Below are 20,493 nucleotides of genomic sequence, written 5' to 3' on the forward strand. Positions count from 1 at the left end.
GGGTTCCGCGCCGAAGACGGTGCGGAACCCACGAAGAGGCGCCCGGAGCGAATCCGCTCCGGGCGCCTCTTCGTGCGTCGGGCCGCCGTCCTACCGGTCGGCGCGTGCCGTGGCGAGCTCGTCCTCGTCCGCCCGCCGCGGCGGGACCGGTGCGGCGGCCTCGGCCACCCGCGGCGACGGGGCCGGGGTGCGCTCGGCGACGGGCACCACGGCCGGCCGCAGCCGCTCCTCGCCGAGGAAGACCCGGCGGACGACCCGCTCGGCGGCGAAGCCGTCGTCCCAGGAGCAGAAGCGCTCCCGGAAGGCCTGCCGCAGGGCGGCGGCCGGCTCGGCCTCCCAGGCGCCGCCGCGGAAGGCCTCGATCAGCTCGTCCTCGGTGGTGGTGATCACACCGGGAGTGTCACCGGGCTCACCGGAGAGCAGGTCGAAGGTCACACCGCGGCACGTCCGGTACATCTCCCAGTCGTCGGCGTACGTCACGATCGGCCGGTCGAGGTTGGCGTAGTCGAACATGATCGACGAGTAGTCGGTGATCAGGGCGTCCGACGCGAGGCAGAGCTCCTCCACCGACGGGTACCGCGACACGTCGATCAGCGCGCCCCGCTCGGCCAGGGCGTTCAGCTCCGGGTCGCCGCCGTAGAAGTAGTGGGCACGGACCAGCAGGACGAAGTCCGGACCGAGTTCACGGGCGAAGCGCGCGAAGTCGAGGCGCGGGACGAAGGCGTCCTTCTGGTGGTCGCGCACGGTGGGGGCGTACAGGATCGCCTTCTTGCCGTGCCCGATGCCGAGTTCGCCGCGGATCCGGCGGACGTCCGCGGCGGTGGCGCGGTAGTAGACGTCGTTGCGGGGGTAGCCGGTGTTCAGGGTCTGGAAGGCGGCCGGGTAGACCCGCTCCCAGTGCTCGGTGGAGTGCAGGTTCGACGAGACGCTCCAGTCCCAGCGGTCCACCCGCTCCAGGAGCTTGTCGAAGTCCATGCTGCGGGCGACGGCCGGGTACTGCTGCTGGTCGAGGCCCATCCGCTTGAGCGGAGTGCCGTGATGGGTCTGCAGGTGCACCTGGCCGGGGCGCTTGATCACGGAGTCCGGGAAGTTCACGTTGTTGACCAGGTACTTGGCCCGGGCCAGCGCCTTCCAGTAGCCGAAGGTGGCCGGGGCGATCCGGGTCAGACCGGCCGGCGTGCCGGCCGCGTACGCCTGGTTCACGACCCACACGCCGCGCATGCCGGGCGCGAGCTTCTTGGCGGCCTCGTGCACCGCGAGCGGGTTGCAGCCGGGGGTGCGGCCCCAGTACGCCGAGTAGACGGCGAGGTTCTCGTCCAGCGGGAGGCGGCGCTGCACACCGTAGTAGGCGCGCAGGGCCTTGCGGCCGCCCCAGCGCTTGGTCCGGCCGAGGGCGCCGAAGGCCGTCTCGCGGGTGCCGTTGACCGTCTTGAGGGCCTCGAAGGCGGCGTACGAACCGGTCCGCAGCACCTTGAACTTCAGGCCGAGCATGCCGGGCGGCGGGGTGAAGCCCGCGGGCTCGTTCCGGCGGTAGGTCTTGCCGGCCTGCTTCAGGTAGGCGCGCCGATGGCTGCGGGGTATTCGGAAGCCGCGGGCGAAGGTGAAGAGGAAGTGGGCGACCATCCGCTCGAAGACGAGCCTGCGGTACGCGTCGAGGCCGGGTCGGCCCTCGAGGTAGTCGAAGACCCGCTGGTACTGCTCGAAGATCACGAAGTGCTTGCGCGGGGAGCTGCTGCGCATCGAGCTGCCCTGGCGGCGCTGGCGGTACTCGACGACCACGTACTCCAGGCCCGCGACCCGCTGGGCGGCGGCCATGGTCGTGTAGACCATGAGCGCGTCCTCGTACAGACCGTCGGTGAACGTGTAGCCCTCGCCGGTGAAGAAGTCGCGGCGGTAGACGCGGTTCCACACCACGGCGAAGATCCGCAGCAGTTCGAGCTCGTCGACGGGGCGGACCACCCGGTCGCGGATGGCGGCCAGGTACGGGCCGGTCTTGCTGGTCTCGACGCTGCCGTCCACATGGGTGCGGACGTGGTCGAACAGCAGGATCTCGGGGTCCTGGGACGCGTCGAGGCGGTCGGCCATGGCCTGCAGGGAGCCGGGACGGATCGAGTCGTCGCCGTCGATGAAGAGCAGGTAGTCGCCGCGGGCGTGCTCGACGCCGGTGTTGCGGGCGGCACCGATGCCGCCGTTCGCCGCGCGGTGGACGGCGCGGACCCGCGGGTCGCGGGCGGCGAACTCGTCGATGATCGCGCCGCTGCTGTCCAGGGAGCAGTCGTCGACGGCGATGACCTCGAAGTTCTCGTAGCCCTGTGATGTCACCGACTCGAGGCACTCACGGATGTAGCCCTCGACCCCGTAGACAGGGATGATCACGCTGAATCTGGGGGTAGCTGCAGCCGCCATGCCTTGTTGTCTCCTCAGTCGAACCGCTCAGATGAAGTATGACAGGAGCGATTCCGCGCCCCCGAGGCCGCGGGCGACGACCGCGGCGCCGTTCCCGCCCACGTCACCGCCGTTTCAGCCTCTGGGGGACCCTCTGCCCGATCGGTGATATGGCGACGAGGGGGTGATCCCGGACACAACGGCAGGAAAACGCCTGTGGTACGGATCGTCTATTCTGGAGTGCTGCGGCGGCCGGGGGGTCGCCGCAGAGTCGTATAGGCCGAGCGGAACCAGGTCTTGCCGAGGGCTGGGCGGGTTTTTCCCGGAGGGCGGAGACGCCCTCGTCGGTCCGCAGGAAAACCGAAGAGCACGCCCCGTCACCCCTCAGGCGCTCGAGCTTGTCGAGCGGGTCTGAAACGGAAAGGAACGCAGAACTACATGGCACCCCGGCTCAGCGTCATCGTCCCGATCTACAACGTGGCGCAGTACCTGCCCGCCTGCCTCAACTCGTTGGCCGTGCAGACCTTCCAGGACCTGGAAGTTCTCATGATCGACGACGGCTCCACCGACGAGTCCCACTCGATAGCGGCGGAGTACGCGGCAAAGGACGCCCGTTTCCGGCTCATACGCAAGGAGAACGCCGGCCTGGGTGCCGCCCGTAACACGGGTCTCGACAGCCTGGCCCCGCAGAGCGAGTTCCTGGCGTTCGTCGACAGCGACGACATGATCCCGCCGGACGCCTACCGGATGATGATCAGCAGCCTGGACGAGACCGGCTCCTCCTTCGCCACCGGCAACGTCGAGCACATCAACTCGACCAAGGTGTGGCAGTCCCCGATGCACCGGTTCCTTTCCCGGGGCGCGGTCAAGCGCACGCACGTCAGCAAGAAGCGCCAGCTCCTCACGGACCGGATCGCCTGCAACAAGGTGTTCCGGCGTGACTTCTGGGAGCAGCACGCGCTGCGCTTCCCCGAGGGCGTGCTGTACGAGGACACCCCGGTCATCGTGCCGGCCCAGTACCTCGCCGAGTCCGTCGACATCATCAGCCAGGCCACGTACTACTGGCGCCTGCGCGAGGGCGAGGCCAGCCCCTCGATCACCCAGCGCCGCAACGAGCCCAAGGCCGCCCGGGACCGGGCGGCCGCCGTGGAGTCCGTGAGCCGCTTCTTCGCCGCGCAGAAGGAGCCCGTCGCCGACTCGCTGAAGCGTGAGTACGACCACACCGTGCTCACCGGCGACCTGCGCATCTTCCTCAACGTGCTGCCCGACGGCGACGAGGAGTACCGCGCCGAGTTCCTGCGCGTGGCCAACAAGTACCTCGACCAGGTCGACATCAAGGCCCTCGACCGGCTGCCCACCGCGCTGCGCGTCAAGTGGCTGCTCGTCCGCAAGCACGCCATGGCCGAGATCCTGGAGTTCATCGAGGCGGAGCGGCTCGGCGAGCCCGTCGAGCTCGGCGGTGTCATCCGCAAGTACGCCAAGTACCCCTCGCTCGAGTCCCACGCGAACCTGCTGCCCAAGAAGTTCCTGCGGGTCGACAAGGACCTCCAGCTCCGCTCCCCGCTGAAGGAGCTCTCCTGGGAGAACGGCAAGCTGCGGCTGGCCGGTCACGCGTGGATCGACCGCGTCGACCAGACGGGCAAGCGCAGTGTCGTCAAGCTCCTGCAGCTGAAGAAGGACGGCACCCAGCGCCGCATGCTGCTGCCGCTGGCCAACCTCTTCAACCCCGAGGCCACCACCGGCTCCGGCCACAAGGGGCGCGGTCACAGCTTCGACTGGGCCGGCTGGGAGACGGTCATCGACCCGGCCAAGTTCCGCAAGGGCGACCAGTGGCAGGAAGGCCTCTGGCACGTCGGCATGCGCGTGCTGTCCGGCGGTCTCGTGCGCTCCCGTTCCGTGCACTCGTACGGCTCCGACCGCCTGACGTACCCGCCCTACCAGTGGCTCGACGACGACTACCGGATGGTCCCGGAGATGCGGCGCGCGGCGCTCAAGCTGCGCATCGAGAAGGTCCCGGTCCTGATCAGCGGCTTCGAGCGGTCCGGTGACGACATCCTCGTCGAGGGCGACCTCCGCGAGACCGTCGCCCCGGGCGCCGAGATATCCCTGCGCGTCGCCAACCAGAACAGCGGCGAGGTGCTCCTCTACCCGGTGGAGCTCCTCCCGGCCGTCGGCGGCCGTACGCCGCTGCGGATCCGCGTTCCCCTGCGGGACGTCGCCCTGCTGCCGGAGCACCTGGACACCGCCGCGGCCCGCGCCGCCGGTGGCGCCGACCCGGCGAAGCTGATGCGCCGCAACTGGAGCACGCAGATCCAGATCGACGAGCCGGAGAAGGACCCGCGGAAGATGCGGGTCGTCGTCCGGGACGGTCTCGCGGACCTCCAGATCCGGCTGCCCGAGACCTTCGGCGAGGAGGCCTCGCTGAACGAGGTGGCCGTCCTCTCCGGTGCCAACGGCTACCTGAAGTTCTCCGGCCGCCCGCTGCGCGCCACGATCACCGAGGTCTCCGAGGCCGACGGCACGTTCACGATCCGCGGCACGGCCTCCGTCGAGCTGTCGGGCCACCACCTGGTCGTCAGCGCCAAGAACCGCTTCGACGAGAAGACGGTCCCGCTGACCGCCCTCCCGGACGGCGGCTTCGAGGCGACGTTCCGTCCCTCCACGATGTCGGGTGCCGACGGCAGGCTGCCGCTGAAGGCCGGCCGCTGGGTGTTCCGCCTGGACGGTGGGGAGGACGAGCCGTCGATCCCGCTCGTCGTGGACCGCCTCGCCGCGACCCAGTTCCCGCTGGAGGGCACGCACAACGGCCGTGAGTACCAGCTCGAGGTCCACTGGCAGGACCACCCGCAGCTCAACTGCATGACCGACCTCACGGCCATGGAGAAGGGCGCGAACCGCCAGTACCAGCTGCGCCAGGAGGTCTACGAGGCCGGCCGCGAGCTGCCGCTGCGCGACTCGGTGCTGTACATCAGCTACAACGGCAAGCAGTACTCGGACAGCCCGCGCGCCGTCCACGAGGAGCTGCTGCGCCGCGGCGCGGACGTCGAGCACCTGTGGCTGGTCCGGGACGGCCAGGTCGAGCTCCCCGACACGGTCAAGGCCGTCAAGTTCCAGGGCCGGGACTGGTACGAGGCGCTGGCGCGCTCGCGCTACATCGTCACCAACGCCCACCTCCCGCACTGGATCAAGCGGCGCGAGGGCCAGGTGATCGTGCAGGCCTGGCACGGCACGATGCTGAAGAAGATCGGCCTGGACATCGATGCGCCGAAGTTCGACCCGAACTACCACGAGCGGCTGGTCCAGGAGGCGGCGAACTGGAACATCCTCGTCTCGTCGAACCGTTTCAGCACCCCCATCCTGAAGCGCGCCATGGGCTACAACGGGCTGATCGCCGAGACGGGTTACCCGCGCAACGACTACCTCTACGCCGAGGACCGCGACGAGCGGGCCCGTGAGGTGAGGGAGAAGCTGGGGCTGCCCGAGGGCAAGAAGGTCGTGCTGTACGCGCCGACCTGGCGCGACGACCTCTCGCACAGCCGCGGTCAGTTCAAGTTCGACCTGCGGGTCGACCTCGAGGACGCCCGCCGCCGGCTCGGGGACGACCACGTCTTCCTCATCCGTCGCCACTCCAACATCGTGGACAGCATCCCCGGTGCCGGGAACGGCTTCGTCTTCGACGTCTCCGAGTACCCCGACATCGCGGACCTGTACGTGGCAGCCGACATCATGATCACGGACTACTCCTCGGTCATGTTCGACTACGCGCACCTGCGTCGTCCGATGCTGTTCTTCACGTACGACCTGGAGCACTACCGGGACAAGCTGCGTGGGTTCTACTTCGACTTCGAGAACGACGCCCCGGGCCCGCTGGTCGACAACTCGAACGACCTGCTCCAGGCCATCCGTGAGATCGACGAGGTGGCGGTCGAGTACCGGGAGAAGTACGACGAGTTCCACCACCAGTTCTGCGACCTGGACGACGGCCACGCGGCCGGCCGTCTCGCCGACCTGATGTTCAAGATCGCCGAGGACGGCGCGCCGCTGTAGGCGGTGCCCCGAGGCATCGGAAAGAGCCCCGGTCCGCAGGTCTCCCTGCGGGCCGGGGCTCTTCCGTGTGCCCGGACCGGCTAGCGGTCGCCGGTCACTTCTTGTCGATGATCTTCAGCGAGAGCTGGCCGTTGCTCGCGAAGTACGGGCGCAGCTCGTGCTTGACGCCACCGGCGACGGCGGCGGGGACGCTCGCGGACAGCCGGTTGCGCCAGCCGCTCTTCGCCTTGGTGTCGGCGGCGACCGCGACCGGGGTGCCGGAGCTGCTCACCACCGGGTACGGGTAGGTGAAGACGCTCATCGGGGTGAGCACGTCGGTGGCCAGCTTGCAGACGCGGATCCGGGCGGAGCCACGGTCCGGCAGCAGCCAGAAGTCCCAGATGTCCTCGGTACCGGACTGGTGGAGGCGGGCGGCGGCGGCGTTGTCCAGGGTCGCCGTGAAGCGTCCGTCGGCGCCGGGCTTCACCGGAACGGTGAAGTTCTTGTCGGCCTCCTTGCGGTGGACGGCCTCGAGCACGCTGCCCTTGCCGGGCTCGGCGCCCCAGGCCGCGGCGTCGATGACGATCGAGGTGGCGCGGGCGTGCACGGCCGAGACCTCGACGTGCTGGGCGCGCACCCGGCTCTGCACCCGCAGGGTGCCGTCCGTGTGGTCGTGCGGCAGCAGCAGGGAGAGGGCGGGGCCCTCGGCGCGGGGCAGCTTCAGCGACAGGATCTGGAGGGTGTCGCAGCCGGACGACCGCAGCGGCATGTCGAAGCCGGCGGCGCGGATCGCCAGCTCCCAGTCACCCTCGACGAGCGTGCCGAGCGCGGGGACGAGCGCCTCGCCGCCGGTGAAGGGGAGGACGACCTCGTCGGCCTTCTTGCGGATGTCCTTGCAGACCAGCTTCGCGTCGCTGCCGGCGGGCAGCCCCTCGACCTTCACCCGGACGTCGCCCTGCGGGGTGACGACGGCGGCGGCCGTGCGGGGGATGGCCCGGCGGGCCCGCATGGTCTCCACGAGCTGCTCGAAGCGGGCGACGGTCTCGGCCTCCTGGAAGCGGACGACGTTGGCCACCGCGGCGGCCGCCATCTTCCTGCGGAGATCCTCGTCGGCGATCAGCTTCTCGATGTGCTCGGCGAGCGCCTTCTTGTCGCCGAGCGGCACGACGTAGCCGTCCTCGCCCTGCGTGATGATGTTGCGCGGGCCGTGCGGGGCGTCGTAGGCGACCACCGGCAGGCCGGCCGCCATCGCCTCGACGGTGACGTTGCCGAAGGCCTCCAGGCGGGAGGGGAGGACGAACACGGACGCCTTGGCGAACTCCGGGGTGACCGGGGTGGCCGGGCCCATCAGGAAGACCTGGTTGTTGCTGTCCAGGTCGTTGATCTTCTTGCGCAGCTTGCCGTGCTCGGGGCCGGAGCCGTAGATCCGCAGGCTCCAGTCCGGGTGACGCGGCGCCACGGTGGAGAAGGCCTCGATGAGGTCGTCGAAGCCCTTGTGCGGCTTGAGCAGGCCGGCCGTGACGACGATCTTGTTGTCGCCGGTGGACATCTGGCCCTCGTGGGCCGGGATGCAGTTGGGCATCGGGGAGAGCAGGTGGCTCACGCCGGGGACGACCCCGGAGATGGTCCGGCACTCGTCCGGCGTCGGCGCGGTGATCGCGTCCATCTTCGGGTACGCGTCCTTGAAGAGGGCGTCCCGGATGTGCGGGCCGTACTGCGCGGGCCGCGAGTGCTCCATGGCGACCTTGAGGAAGTCGCGGTCCGCGTAGGCCAGCATGATGGTGATCTTGGGGTTGTTGCTGACCACGACGTCGGCGTCGGTCGTGGCCAGGTACTCCATCAGCCGCCGCTCGGCGAGCCGGCTGATCCACGGCTTCTTGTCCGTGGGCTCGTTCGGGTAGATGTGCGGGAACGTCTCGATCATCGGATCGTCGCCGTCGTACGTGTGGGAGTGCTTCCGCATGTCGCTGAGCGCGAGGGTCTTCACCCGGGGGTCGAGCGGGAAGAACGCCTGGTCACGGTTGCGGCGGAGGGAGACGAGCTCTACCTCGTGGTGGTCCGCGAGCGCCTTGGCGAGGTTGTGGATCGCGCTGACCACGCCTCCGATGTGGCAGCGATCGACCAGAAGAAAGGATATTTTCATACCAAGCCTCAGCGTGTCGGGGGGTAGACGGGACGAACGTACAGACTCAGGCTACGGGGACACCCCCGCAGGCGGTGCCTGTCAGTCCGGTTACGGCGGCGCCCACCGTAGCGCCACACGGGCGAACCCCGGATGGACCCGGCCGAAACCGCCGCTGGGCGTGACGCGTCTCCAGGCACATGCACCCCGACAAAACAGCCCGTCCACCGGAGCCCGAGGGCTGTCTGACGGCAGCCGTCAGGATTCCCGTACGGATCGTGGTGCTGGTCCTCGTCGTTCCCCTGCGCCTGGCCTGGGACGTCCTCGTCCTGTGCGGCGCGTTCCTGGGCAGGATGCTCCGCCCGGTCGGCCGGGCCCTCGGCCGGTTCCGCGACACGGTGCTCGCCCCCGTGGGCCGCGCCGTCGCCCGGGTGGCCGAGGGCGTCGCCACCGCGTTCCTGTGGCTGCTCGGGACACTGCTCAGGACCGTCTTCTACTGGCCCTGGCTCGGGCTCTGGCGGTACGTGGTCGTCCCGGTCGCCGTCCACGGGATCGCGGCTCCGACGGCCTGGCTGTACCGGACCGTCCTCGCCCCGCTCGCCCGCGGCCTCGCCCGCGGCACGGCCTGGCTGTACGCCCACCTGCTCGCCCCGCTCGGACGGGGTACCGGACGGGTGCTGCGGGCGGTGCTCGTGTGGCCGTGGACAGCCGTCTGGCGGTACGGGGTGGTGCCCGTCGCGACCTGGGCGTACCGCTGGGTCCTCACCCCGCTCAGCCACGGCCTCTCCTGGCTCGGCCGGGGCCTCGGGCAGGCCGTCCTGCTGCTCGGCAAGGGCTTCGCGCTGCTCGGACGCGGCCTCGTCCAGCTCTTCAGGGGCCTCGGGTGGCTGCTGCGGATCCTCCTCGTCGCCCCCGTCGTGTTCCTGTACCGCCACGTCCTCACCCCCGTCGGACGAGTCCTCGCGGTGATCGGCCGCGAGCTCGCCGACGCGCTCGCGGTCGCCTGGCGCGTCGCCGGACATGTCTCCCGGGCGGTCGGCCGCGCTCTGAGACGGCTCGCACTGAACCTGATCGGCCGACCCGCGGCCTGGTTCTACCGCAGCGTCTGCACCCCGGTCGGGCACCTCGTGCGCGACGCCGTCTGGCGCCCGGCGAAGAAGGTCGCCCTCGACGCGGGCCGGGCGGTCTCCGCCGCCCTCGCCTCGGCCGGCGCGACCGTGACCGCCGCCCTCGCCTCGGCCCGCGCGACCGTGACCGCCGCCCGCCGCGAGGCGCGGCGCGCCCTCTTCGGCGGTCCCCGGGAGACCGAGCCCGTGCCCGGTATCCCCGGTCGGGCGCGTAACCTGGGAGGTGCTGCATCACGACAGACCGTTCCCGGCGCGGCGGCCGAGTCCGAGATCTCCCTGCACAAGGGGGGATGAGCCGGCTGCCCCCGAGAGAGCCCCCGTACATTCGAGGGCGGCGCGCCCCCCGCGCCCGCTCCGCACCGAGGAGAAGAACCACTGGGCAAGCGACAGCCCGAAGGCCCGCCGCCCGCACCGGCGGTGCAGCGCATCCGACTGCGCTACACCAAGCGCGGCCGCCTCCGGTTCACCAGCCACCGTGACTTCCAGCGCGCTTTCGAGCGTGCGCTGCGCCGTGCCGAGGTGCCCATGGCGTACTCGGCCGGCTTCACCCCGCACCCCAAGGTGTCGTACGCCAACGCCGCCCCGACGGGCACGGGCTCCGAGGCCGAGTACCTGGAGATCGCCCTCACCGAGGCGCGCGACCCGGAGACCCTGCGGGCCCTGCTCGACGAGTCCCTCCCGGCCGGCCTCGACATCACGGACGCCGTCGAGGCCCGGACCTCGGGGCTCGCCGACCGGCTCACCGCCTCCATCTGGGAGCTGCGCCTCGAAGGCGTCACCGTCGAGGACGTGGAGAAGGCCACCGAGGCGTTTCTCGCGGCCGAGACCGTGGAAGTACAGCGCAAGACCAAGAACGGCGTCCGCACCTTCGACGCACGCTCCGCGGTCACCGAGCTGACGGCAACCACTCCCCAGGGCGATCCCCAGGGTGATAGGCCGCTGGACAGCGCCTGTGCGATACTGCGGCTGGTTGTTCGGCACGTGACACCTGCCGTTCGACCCGACGACGTCCTGTCCGGTCTCCGAGCTGTGGCCGACCTGGCGCCGCCGGTCCCCGCTGCGGTGACCAGGCTGGCGCAGGGGCTCTTCGACGAGGAGTCCGGCACGGTGACCGACCCGCTCGCGCCCGACCGCGAGGCAGTCACGGCCGCACCTACCACGGCCGCCGCGACCGCCTCTGCGACGGCGCCGGGTGCCGGCATCGCGTAGGGAGCGGTCGTTGTAGCGCCGCCCTGGTACTCGGGAGCCACCTGGGTCGGGCAGCGCACTGACCAGGAGACTTTCGCCAGGCCGTCCGCACAGTGCGGACGGAACCGGCGAGCCAGACATAGAGCTCCCGTGCGGCGCCCGCGCCCCGGACGGCGGCACCGCGCCCCAGGCGCGACCGTGCCGCCGGACCGGACCAAGACGCGGCGCCCGGGAGCGTGACGGGAGAACCCCGCATGCTCGAGTCCAACGAAGACACCAACGCCCCCGGTGACAAGCTGCCGCCGCGCCGCAGGCGCCGCGCCGCTTCCCGCCCCGCCGGTCCGCCGGTGACGGGCACGACCGCCGAGACCGCAGAGACCACAGCGGCCCCGACGGCCACCGAGACCGCGGCCGTGGAGGCCGCCCCGGCCGAGACCGAGGCCGCACCCGCGCCGCGTACCCGCCGCCGGGCCACCCGCAAGGCCACCGCACCGGCCGCGGAGACCGCGGCACCCGCCGTGGAGACTCCGGAGCCGGCCGTGGAGACCCCTGCCGCCGAGGCCGCCGCCCCTGAGGCCGCCGCACCCGAGGCCGTCGAGGAGGCCCCCGGGGCCGCCCCGGCCCGCCCGCGTCGCCGCGCCACCCGCAAGGCCACCTCGCCGGTGACCTCCCCGGTCGCCGCCGAGGCCCCCGAGGAGACCGCCGCGGTCACGCCGGCCGAGCCCGTCGCCGAGGAGGCCCCCGAGGCCGCTCCGCCGGCCCGCGCCCGTCGCCGCGCCACCCGTAAGGCCACCGCCCCGGCCGGCGCCCCCGCCGCCGCCGAGGAGACAGCGGTCGTGGCGCCCGTCGCCGAACCGGTCGTCGAGACCGCCCCGGCCGCCGAGGTCGCGGAGGAGGCCGCCGCGCCCGCCCCGCGTACCCGCCGCCGTGCCACCCGTAAGGTCACCTCGCCCGAGGCGGCCACCGAGGCCCCCGCCGGCACCGAGGCCCCCGCCGGCACCGAGGCCGCCGCCACCGGCGAGTCGCTGCCGACGGCCGCCGTCGCGCAGATCACCGCCGACGAGGCCGAGGTCACCGCCGCCGAGACCGCCGCCACCCGTGGCCGCGGCCGCCGCCGCGCGACCTCCCCGCAGTTCACCTCCGAGCCCGCCCCGGCCCGCGAGTCGCGCCGTGCCGCGCGCCCCTCCGTCGCGGTCTTCCAGGCGCCGGTCTTCACCGAGCCGATGTTCCAGACCCCGGAGACCGCCGCCGCGGCCGCTGCCGCCGCCCCGGTGGAGCCGGAGGACGACGAGACGGTCGAGGAGATCGAGCTCGTCGAGGCCGAGGCCGAGGTGGAGCCCGAGGTCGAGGAGACCCCCGAGCCCGCCGAGCGCCCCGAGGGCTCCCGCCGTCGCCGTCGCCGCCGTGGCGAGCCCGTCGCCGTCGAGCCCGTCCCGGCCACCGTCGCCGACGAGCCCGAGGTCGAGGCCGCCGCCGACGAGGTCGAGGAGGCCGAGGAGACCGACGAGTACGAGGACCGCCCGTCCCGTCGCCGCCGCCGTGGCGGCCGTCGCCGTCGTCGCGGTGAGCTCACCGAGGCCGAGGACTCCGACGAGGGCGAGGAGCCGCGCTCCGAAGACTCCGACGAGACCGAGGACTCCGAGGAAGGCGAGGAGGAGCACGACGAGGCCGAGGCCTACGGCGGCGGCTCCAGCAGCTCCCGCCGCCGCCGTCGTCGCCGCCGGCGCAGCGGTGACGCCTCCGCCGACGTCGAGGGCACCGACGACGAGGGTGTCCGTACCGTCGTCAAGGTCCGCGAGCCCCGCCCGGCCCGTGAGAAGGCCGAGCCCGGCACCGGCGCCGACGAGGTCCAGTCCATCAAGGGCTCGACCCGCCTGGAGGCCAAGAAGCAGCGCCGCCGCGAGGGCCGCGAGCAGGGCCGCCGACGCGTCCCGATCATCACCGAGGCCGAGTTCCTCGCCCGCCGCGAGGCCGTCGAGCGCGTCATGGTCGTTCGCCAGAGCGGCGAGCGCACCCAGATCGGCGTCCTCGAGGACAACGTGCTCGTCGAGCACTACGTCAACAAGGAGCAGGCCACCTCGTACGTCGGCAACGTCTACCTGGGCAAGGTCCAGAACGTGCTGCCGTCCATGGAGGCCGCCTTCGTCGACATCGGCAAGGGCCGCAACGCCGTCCTGTACGCCGGTGAGGTCAACTTCGAGGCGCTCGGCATGGGCCACGGCCCGCGCCGCATCGAGACCGCCCTCAAGTCCGGCCAGTCGGTCCTCGTCCAGGTGACGAAGGACCCGATCGGCCACAAGGGTGCCCGTCTGACCAGCCAGGTCTCGCTGCCCGGCCGTTACCTCGTGTACGTCCCCGAGGGCTCGATGACCGGCATCAGCCGCAAGCTCCCGGACACCGAGCGCGCCCGCCTCAAGACCATCCTCAAGAAGATCGTCCCCGAGGACGCGGGCGTCATCGTGCGCACCGCCGCCGAGGGCGCGAGCGAGGACGAGCTGCGCCGCGACGTCGAGCGGCTGCAGGCGCAGTGGGAGGACATCCAGAAGAAGGCGAAGAGCGGCAACGCCCCGACGCTGCTCTACGGCGAGCCGGACATGACCGTCCGTGTCGTCCGCGACATCTTCAACGAGGACTTCTCCAAGGTCATCGTCAGCGGTGACGAGGCGTGGGAGACCATCCACGGCTACGTGCACCACGTCGCCCCGGACCTGACCGACCGCCTGTCCAAGTGGACGAGCGAGGTCGACGTCTTCGCGACGTACCGGATCGACGAGCAGCTCATGAAGGCGCTCGACCGCAAGGTCTGGCTGCCCAGCGGCGGCTCGCTGGTGATCGACAAGACCGAGGCGATGATCGTCGTCGACGTCAACACCGGCAAGTTCACCGGCCAGGGCGGCAACCTCGAAGAGACCGTGACGAGGAACAACCTCGAAGCGGCCGAGGAGATCGTGCGTCAGCTCCGGCTGCGCGACCTCGGCGGCATCGTCGTCATCGACTTCATCGACATGGTCCTGGAGTCCAACCGCGACCTGGTGCTGCGCCGCCTCCTGGAGTGCCTGGGCCGGGACCGGACCAAGCACCAGGTGGCCGAGGTCACCTCGCTCGGCCTGGTGCAGATGACCCGCAAGCGGGTCGGCCAGGGCCTCCTGGAGTCCTTCTCCGAGACCTGCGTCCACTGCAACGGCCGCGGTGTCATCGTCCACATGGAGCAGCCGAGCACCGCCGGTGGCGGTGGCGGCGGCAAGCGCTCGAAGAAGCGCGGCCGCGGAGGCGCCGAGCACGTCCACGAGCACGAGCACGCCGAGGTCACCGAGCCCACCGAGACGGACGGCGAGACCGCCGAGGTCGAGACCGAGGCCGAGGTCGCCGCCGAGCTGTCCGCCCCGGTGGCCCTGCCCGAGCCGATCGCCGCGGACGAGGAGCTGTACGGCTCCATCGCCGAGGCGGAGGCCGCCGCGACGCGCGGTCGTGGCCGTCGCCGTGCGACCCGCCGCGTGACCGCGCCGGCCACCGCGCGGCCGGTCGTGGAGACCGAGGCCGTCGAGTACGAGTCGAAGCCGAAGGCCGAGCCGAAGCCGGAGCCCGTGGCGGCGCCGGAGCCGGTCGTCGAGCCGGAGCCCGTCGTGGCCCCGGTCGCCGAGGCCGTCATCGAGCCGGTCGCCGAGCCGGTGGTCGAGGAGACCGCCGCCCCGGCCCCGCGCGGCCGTCGTCGTGCCACCCGCCGGGCGACCTCCCCGGTCGTCTCGACCACGGAGCCGGCCGCCGCGCCGACCGTCGTCGAGCCGGTCGTCGAGACCGCCCCGGAGCCGGAGCCCGTCGTGGCGCCGGTCAGCGAGCCCGTCGCCGAGGAGGCCCCCGTGGCCGCCCCGCCGCGGGCCCGCCGCCGGGTGGTCCGCAAGGCCACCGCTCCCGCCGGTTCGCCCTCGGGCGCCGAGGAGGCGGCCGTCGTCGTGGTGACCGCGGACCCGGCCGAGGCCACCGAGACGGCTCCGCAGGCCGCCGAGGCCGAGGTCGAGCCCGCCCCCGTCAAGAAGACGGCGGCGCGCAAGACCGCGGCGAAGAAGACCACGGCCAAGAAGGTCGCCACCAAGAAGACGGCGGCGACCAAGAAGACCGCGGCGAAGAAGACCACCACCAAGAAGGCCCCGGCCAAGAAGGCGGCGGAGAAGACCGCCGCCCCGGCCCAGGACTGACCGGTGGGTACGGGCCGCCGCTCCGCGTGTCGGGGCGGCGGCCCGTACCGAACGGGCGAATTTGACCCTCCGAGGTCGCCGCCCGTAACCTAGACCGTCGGCGTGTCTATCGATGCGTCGCGCCTCTGAGCAACTCCCTCCCGCTCGTCGGGAGAGGCCGCTCGTCCGATTCCGGAACGCCGCGGGCCCTCGGGTCCGTGTGAGTGGCTGGCTTCAGAGGTTTCGATCCCGAGTGAGAGAGAGATCCGCGTGTACGCCATCGTGCGCAGCGGTGGTCGCCAGCACAAGGTTGCTGTCGGCGACATCGTTGAGGTTGACAAGATTTCCACTGCCAAGGTTGGCGACACGGTCGAGCTCTCGACCCTGCTCGTTGTCGACGGCGACGCCGTGACCAGCGACCCGTGGGTCCTGGCCGGCATCAAGGTCACGGCCGAGGTCGTGGACCACCACAAGGGCGCCAAGATCGACATCCTGCGCTACAAGAACAAGACCGGCTACCGCCGTCGCCAGGGTCACCGCCAGCAGTACACGGCGATCAAGGTCACCGGTATCCCCGCGGCTGCGAAGTAAGAGGGACTGAGACATGGCACACAAGAAGGGCGCATCGTCCACCCGGAACGGGCGCGACTCCAATGCCCAGCGGCTCGGCGTGAAGCGCTTCGGCGGTCAGGTCGTCAACGCGGGTGAGATCCTGATCCGCCAGCGTGGCACCCACTTCCACCCGGGCTCCGGCGTCGGCCGTGGCGGCGACGACACGCTGTTCGCCCTGCAGGCCGGTTCGGTGCAGTTCGGCACCCACCGTGGCCGCAAGGTCGTGAACATCGTTCCGGTCGCCTGATCGGTTCATTTTGCGGAGGCGGACCTCACTTCCCGGTCGGGAAGCGGGTCCGCCTTTCGCGTGTTACTAGATAGACATTCCGCACGTATTCAGATGGAGGCACAACCATGACCACCTTCGTGGACCGCGTCGAGCTGCATGTCGCCGCGGGTAACGGAGGCCACGGCTGCGCCTCCGTTCACCGGGAGAAGTTCAAGCCGCTCGGCGGACCCGACGGCGGAAACGGTGGCCGTGGCGGCGATGTGACCCTGGTCGTCGACCAGGCGGTCACGACGCTCCTCGACTACCACCACTCGCCGCACCGCAAGGCGACCAACGGTCAGCCCGGCGCCGGCGACAACCGCTCCGGCAAGGACGGCCAGGACCTCGTCCTGAGCGTGCCCGACGGCACGGTCATCCTCGACAAGGAGGGCAACGTCCTCGCCGACCTCGTCGGCCAGGGCACCACCTTCGTCGCGGGCCAGGGCGGCCGCGGCGGCCTCGGCAACGCCGCGCTGTCCTCCGCGCGCCGCAAGGCCCCCGGCTTCGCGCTCCTCGGCGAGCCCGGCGAGGCGCGGGACATCGTCCTGGAGCTGAAGACCGTCGCCGACGTGGCGCTCGTCGGCTACCCGAGCGCCGGCAAGTCCTCGCTCATCTCGGTCCTGTCGGCCGCCAAGCCGAAGATCGCGGACTACCCCTTCACCACCCTGGTCCCCAACCTGGGCGTCGTGACGGCCGGCTCGACCGTCTACACGATCGCCGACGTCCCGGGCCTCATCCCGGGCGCCAGCCAGGGCCGCGGCCTGGGTCTGGAGTTCCTCCGTCACGTCGAGCGCTGCTCGGTCCTCGTGCACGTGCTGGACACCGCGACGCTGGAGTCCGACCGCGACCCGGTCACCGACCTCGACATCATCGAGGAGGAGCTGCGGCAGTACGGCGGTCTCGAGGACCGGCCCCGCATCGTCGTCCTCAACAAGGTCGACATCCCCGACGGCCAGGACCTCGCGGACATGATCCGCCCGGACCTGGAGGAGCGCGGCTACCAGGTGTTCGAGGTCTCCGCCGTGGCCCGGCTCGGCCTCAAGGAGCTCTCCTTCGCCCTCGCCGGCATCGTCGGCGAGGCGCGCGCGGCCAAGCCGCAGGAGGAGGCGACCCGTGTCGTCATCCGCCCGAAGGCCGTCGACGACGCGGGCTTCACGGTCGTGTACGACGAGGCCGAGGAGGTCTACCGGGTGCGCGGCGAGAAGCCGGAGCGCTGGGTCCGCCAGACCGACTTCAACAACGACGAGGCCGTGGGCTACCTGGCCGACCGCCTCAACCGCCTCGGCGTCGAGGACCGGCTGATGAAGGCCGGCGCCCGCGCGGGCGACGGCGTCGCGATCGGCTCCCTGGAGAACGCGGTCGTCTTCGACTGGGAGCCCTCGATGATGGCCGGCGCCGAGATGCTCGGCCGCCGAGGCGAGGACCACCGTCTCGAGGCCCCGCGTCCGGCTGCGCAGCGCCGCCGGGACCGCGAGGCGGAGCGGGACGACCCGCAGCGCGAGTTCGACGAGTTCGACCCGTTCTAGCGGGACCGGCCGGAGAGGGTCGCCGGACGGAGTCCGGCGCAGTCGTCCGATGCCGGTGAGGCCCCTCGGGGCCGAGCCGTGCGAGGGCGGCGGTGGCGGGTTCTGCCCACCGTCTCGAGGCTCCGCGTCCGGCTGCGCAGCGCCGCCGGGACCGCGAGGCGGAGCGGGACGACCCGCAGCGCGAGTTCGACGAGTTCGACCCGTTCCAGCGGGACCGGCCGGAGCGCGGCGACGCGCAGTGCGCGTGCGACCCGTTCCGGCCGGGGCGGGGGGTGGGGCGGCCTCGTGTCGTCCCGTCGGCCCCGCCCTCCGGTGCGTCAACCGAATGGCCTCTCTCACCCGTCCTGTTGGACGGGTCGGGCAGAGGCCGTTCGGGTGTCCGGGGGACCGTAGCATCCTCGATGTGAGCAGCATCACGTCCACTGAGGTGGCAGGAAAGCTCGGCGTCGTCGTCATCGCGCACAACGACGAGGCGCTGGTGGGTGACGCGATCCGGTCCGTGCTCGACCAGGGACCCGTCGTCGCCGAGGTCGTGGCCGTCGACGACGGATCGAGCGACGGTACGGCCCGGGTCCTCGACGAACTGGCCGCGCTGCACCCCCGGCTGCGGGTCGTCCACCGCACGGTCAACAGCGGCGGTTGCGGCACCCCCCGCAACGACGGCTTCCGGGCCGTCACCGCGCCCATCGTGATATTCCTCGACAGCGACGACGTCCTGCCGGAGGGCGCCGCCGAGACCCTGGTCGCGGCGGCCGAGCGTCATCACGCCCCCGTCGCGGTCGGTGCCTGCGTACGGCGCGAGCTGCCCGAGGGGCGCGACGTGCGCTGGCAGCCCGCGCTCTATCGCGAGCCCGCCGTCCTGGAGACCGCGGACGCCCTCCTGCCGCTCGTCCACGACACGCTCTGCGTCAACAAGGTCTACGACCGCGCGTTCCTCGCCGAGCACGGCATCCTCTTCCCCGACGGCCGCTGCGTGTACGAGGACTTCCTCTTCACCGCGCGCGTCCTGGCCGCCGCGCCGCGCGTCGCGGTCGTCCCCGACACCGTCTACATCTGGCATGTGCGCCGTGCCACCGCCCGGCTGTCGATCTCCCTCGACCGGGACGGCATCGCCAACTGGCAGGCCCGGATCTCCGCCCACCGCACCGCCGTGGAGACCTTCGAGGCGGCCGGCCGCAAGGAACTCGCCTCCGCCTGCCGCACCAAGTTCCTCGAACACGACCTGCGCCTGTACGCCCGTGACCTGCGGTCGCACGACATCGCCTACCGCACCGCGTGGTGGGAGCTCACCCGCGCGTACCTCGGGACCTTCGGGGAGGGGGAGATCGCCGCGGCGGTCCCGCCCGCCCGCTGGACCGCCCGGTTCGTGCTGGCCGCCGAGGAGCCCCGGGACCTGGAGCGGCTCTCCCGGCTCACCGCCGATCCGGCCAGGCTGCTGCCGCCCCACGCCCTGAGCGGGGAGGTCGCGGTCTGGTCCGAGGACCTCCCGGTGGAGCTGGACGGCCTGGACACGCTGCCGCTCGACGGCCTCCCGCTGCTCGTCGACGGCGACCTGCGCGCCGGGGCGACCGGTGGCGCGGGCGCGGGTGTCGGCGGCCAACTGCGGTTCACCGTCCGCGACCTGTACGGCCGGGTGAGCGCCGCCGTTCCCCGTACCGCGCGGATCGACTTCCTGCCCCGGGGCGGCGACATCCCCGTCCGTACCGAGCGGGCCGACCTGGCCGAAGGGGCCGCAGGCTGGTCGGGCCGGGTCCCCGCCGGTCTCACCGGCCTGGCCCGTGAGGGCCGCCGCCGGGGGAACCGGGGCGTCCAGCTCTGGGACGTCCGGGCCACGGTGACGTGCGCGGACGGCGCCGTCTTCACGACGGCGCTGCGACTCCCGGCGGAACGGCAGCGTCGGTCGCTCGTGCCGAGCAGCCGGTACGGTGTACTGCTGGTGCGGCAGTACACGACGGCGAACGGATCGCTGGCGGTGCGGCTCGCACCGGGTGTCCGTGACGGGCTCCGGGCGATCGGGGCAAAACTCCGCAGGATCTCCCGCAGCTCTCATTGAAAGGGGTTTGGGGCAGTGACTTATCTGATCACCGGCGGCGCCGGATACATCGGCTCCCATGTCGTCCGTGCCATGACGCAGGCCGGCGAGCGGGTCGTCGTCCTCGACGACCTGTCCACGGGATACGAGGAGCGGGTGCCGGAGGGCGTCCCCCTGGTGGTCGGCTCCACGCTCGACCGTGACGTCCTCGACCGCACGATCGCCGAGCACGGCGTGACCGGCGTCGTGCACCTCGCCGCGAAGAAGCAGGTCGGCGAGTCCGTCGAGCTGCCGCTGCACTACTACCGCGAGAACGTCATCGGCCTCACGGTCCTCCTGGAGGCCGCGGCCGCCGCCGGCGTGCGCAACTTCCTCTTCTCGTCCTCCGCCTCCGTCTACGGCATGCCGGACGTCGACCTCGTCACCGAGGAGACCCCCTGCCTGCCGCTGAGCCCGTACGGCGAGACCAAGCTGGTCGGCGAGTGGCTCGTGCGTGCCGCCGGCGCGGCGCACGGCATCTCCACGGCGTGCCTGCGCTACTTCAACGTGGCCGGTGCGGCGACCCCCGAGCTGGCCGACACCGGTGTGTTCAACCTGGTCCCGATGGTCTTCGAGCGCCTGGACGCGGGGGAGGCCCCGCGGATCTTCGGCGACGACTACGCGACGCCCGACGGCACCTGCATCCGTGACTACATCCACGTCGAGGACCTGGCCGACGCGCACCTCGCCGCCGCGCGCAAGCTCGCGGAGTGGGCCGAGGCGGGCGAGCCGCGTGACCTGACGGTCAACATCGGCCGCGGCGAGGGCGTCTCCGTCACGGAGATGGTCGAGCTGATCAACGAGATCACCGGTCACACCACCGAGCCGCTCGTCACCCCGCGCCGCCCCGGCGACCCCGCCCGGGTCGTCGCCGCCGCGGACCGCATCGAGTCGGAGCTGGGCTGGAAGGCCCGCTACGACGTGCGCGACATGATCACCTCGGCCTGGGCCGGCTGGGTCGCGCGCCGCGGCGCTTCGGTCTGACCGCCTGACGGA

General features: G+C 71.8%; 11 protein-coding genes. 9 read left to right on the plus strand and 2 right to left on the minus strand.

Going from position 1 to position 20,493, the window contains the following annotated elements:
* Positions 1-90 precede the first annotated feature (90 nt).
* Positions 91-2,406, minus strand: coding sequence for a bifunctional glycosyltransferase/CDP-glycerol:glycerophosphate glycerophosphotransferase (locus ACZ4XX_RS14985; RefSeq protein WP_468508355.1), 2,316 nt, complete (start codon positions 2,404-2,406; stop codon positions 91-93).
* 417 nt (positions 2,407-2,823) lie between these two features.
* Between ACZ4XX_RS14985 and ACZ4XX_RS14990 the strand changes: the two genes are divergently transcribed.
* Entirely contained in the window at positions 2,824-6,432 is a 3,609-nt protein-coding gene (locus ACZ4XX_RS14990; protein ID WP_468508356.1) for a bifunctional glycosyltransferase/CDP-glycerol:glycerophosphate glycerophosphotransferase, read from the plus strand.
* A 94-nt stretch (positions 6,433-6,526) separates the two neighbouring features.
* Here the strand turns inward: ACZ4XX_RS14990 and ACZ4XX_RS14995 are convergent, their stop codons facing one another.
* Positions 6,527-8,509 (minus strand): glycosyltransferase, encoded by a 1,983-nt coding sequence (locus tag ACZ4XX_RS14995; protein WP_468508357.1) that lies wholly within the window; start codon positions 8,507-8,509, stop codon positions 6,527-6,529.
* A gap of 224 nt (positions 8,510-8,733) precedes the next feature.
* Here ACZ4XX_RS14995 and ACZ4XX_RS15000 point away from each other — a divergent pair, with 224 nt between their 5' ends.
* The 8 genes from ACZ4XX_RS15000 (at position 8,734) to galE (ending at position 20,481) form a co-directional block, all read left to right on the plus strand.
* On the plus strand, positions 8,734-9,954 hold the full coding sequence (locus ACZ4XX_RS15000) for a hypothetical protein (protein ID WP_468508358.1): 1,221 nt from the start codon (positions 8,734-8,736) through the stop codon (positions 9,952-9,954).
* Between the two features lie 123 nt (positions 9,955-10,077).
* Positions 10,078-10,869: a TIGR03936 family radical SAM-associated protein gene (locus tag ACZ4XX_RS15005; protein WP_468508359.1), complete on the plus strand. Its 792-nt coding sequence runs from the start codon at positions 10,078-10,080 to the stop codon at positions 10,867-10,869.
* Positions 10,870-11,102: 233 nt separating this feature from the next.
* The gene (locus ACZ4XX_RS15010; RefSeq protein ID WP_468508360.1) at positions 11,103-15,041 is read left to right on the plus strand and encodes an Rne/Rng family ribonuclease; all 3,939 of its coding nucleotides are present in this window, start codon (positions 11,103-11,105) and stop codon (positions 15,039-15,041) included.
* A gap of 249 nt (positions 15,042-15,290) precedes the next feature.
* Positions 15,291-15,611: a 50S ribosomal protein L21 gene (rplU, locus tag ACZ4XX_RS15015; RefSeq protein ID WP_015033583.1), complete on the plus strand. Its 321-nt coding sequence runs from the start codon at positions 15,291-15,293 to the stop codon at positions 15,609-15,611.
* A gap of 13 nt (positions 15,612-15,624) precedes the next feature.
* A complete protein-coding gene (gene rpmA / locus ACZ4XX_RS15020) occupies positions 15,625-15,879 on the plus strand; it encodes a 50S ribosomal protein L27 (protein WP_030317577.1) in 255 nt (84 codons plus the stop codon).
* 107 nt (positions 15,880-15,986) lie between these two features.
* Positions 15,987-17,426: a GTPase ObgE gene (gene obgE / locus ACZ4XX_RS15025; RefSeq protein WP_468508361.1), complete on the plus strand. Its 1,440-nt coding sequence runs from the start codon at positions 15,987-15,989 to the stop codon at positions 17,424-17,426.
* 403 nt (positions 17,427-17,829) lie between these two features.
* On the plus strand, positions 17,830-19,479 hold the full coding sequence (locus ACZ4XX_RS15030) for a glycosyltransferase family 2 protein (RefSeq protein ID WP_468508362.1): 1,650 nt from the start codon (positions 17,830-17,832) through the stop codon (positions 19,477-19,479).
* A 15-nt stretch (positions 19,480-19,494) separates the two neighbouring features.
* Complete coding sequence (galE, locus tag ACZ4XX_RS15035; protein ID WP_468508363.1) at positions 19,495-20,481, plus strand: UDP-glucose 4-epimerase GalE; 987 nt, start codon at positions 19,495-19,497, stop codon at positions 20,479-20,481.
* The last annotated feature ends 12 nt before the right edge of the window (positions 20,482-20,493 follow it).

Source organism: Streptomyces sp. NPDC029956, assembly GCF_055574655.1.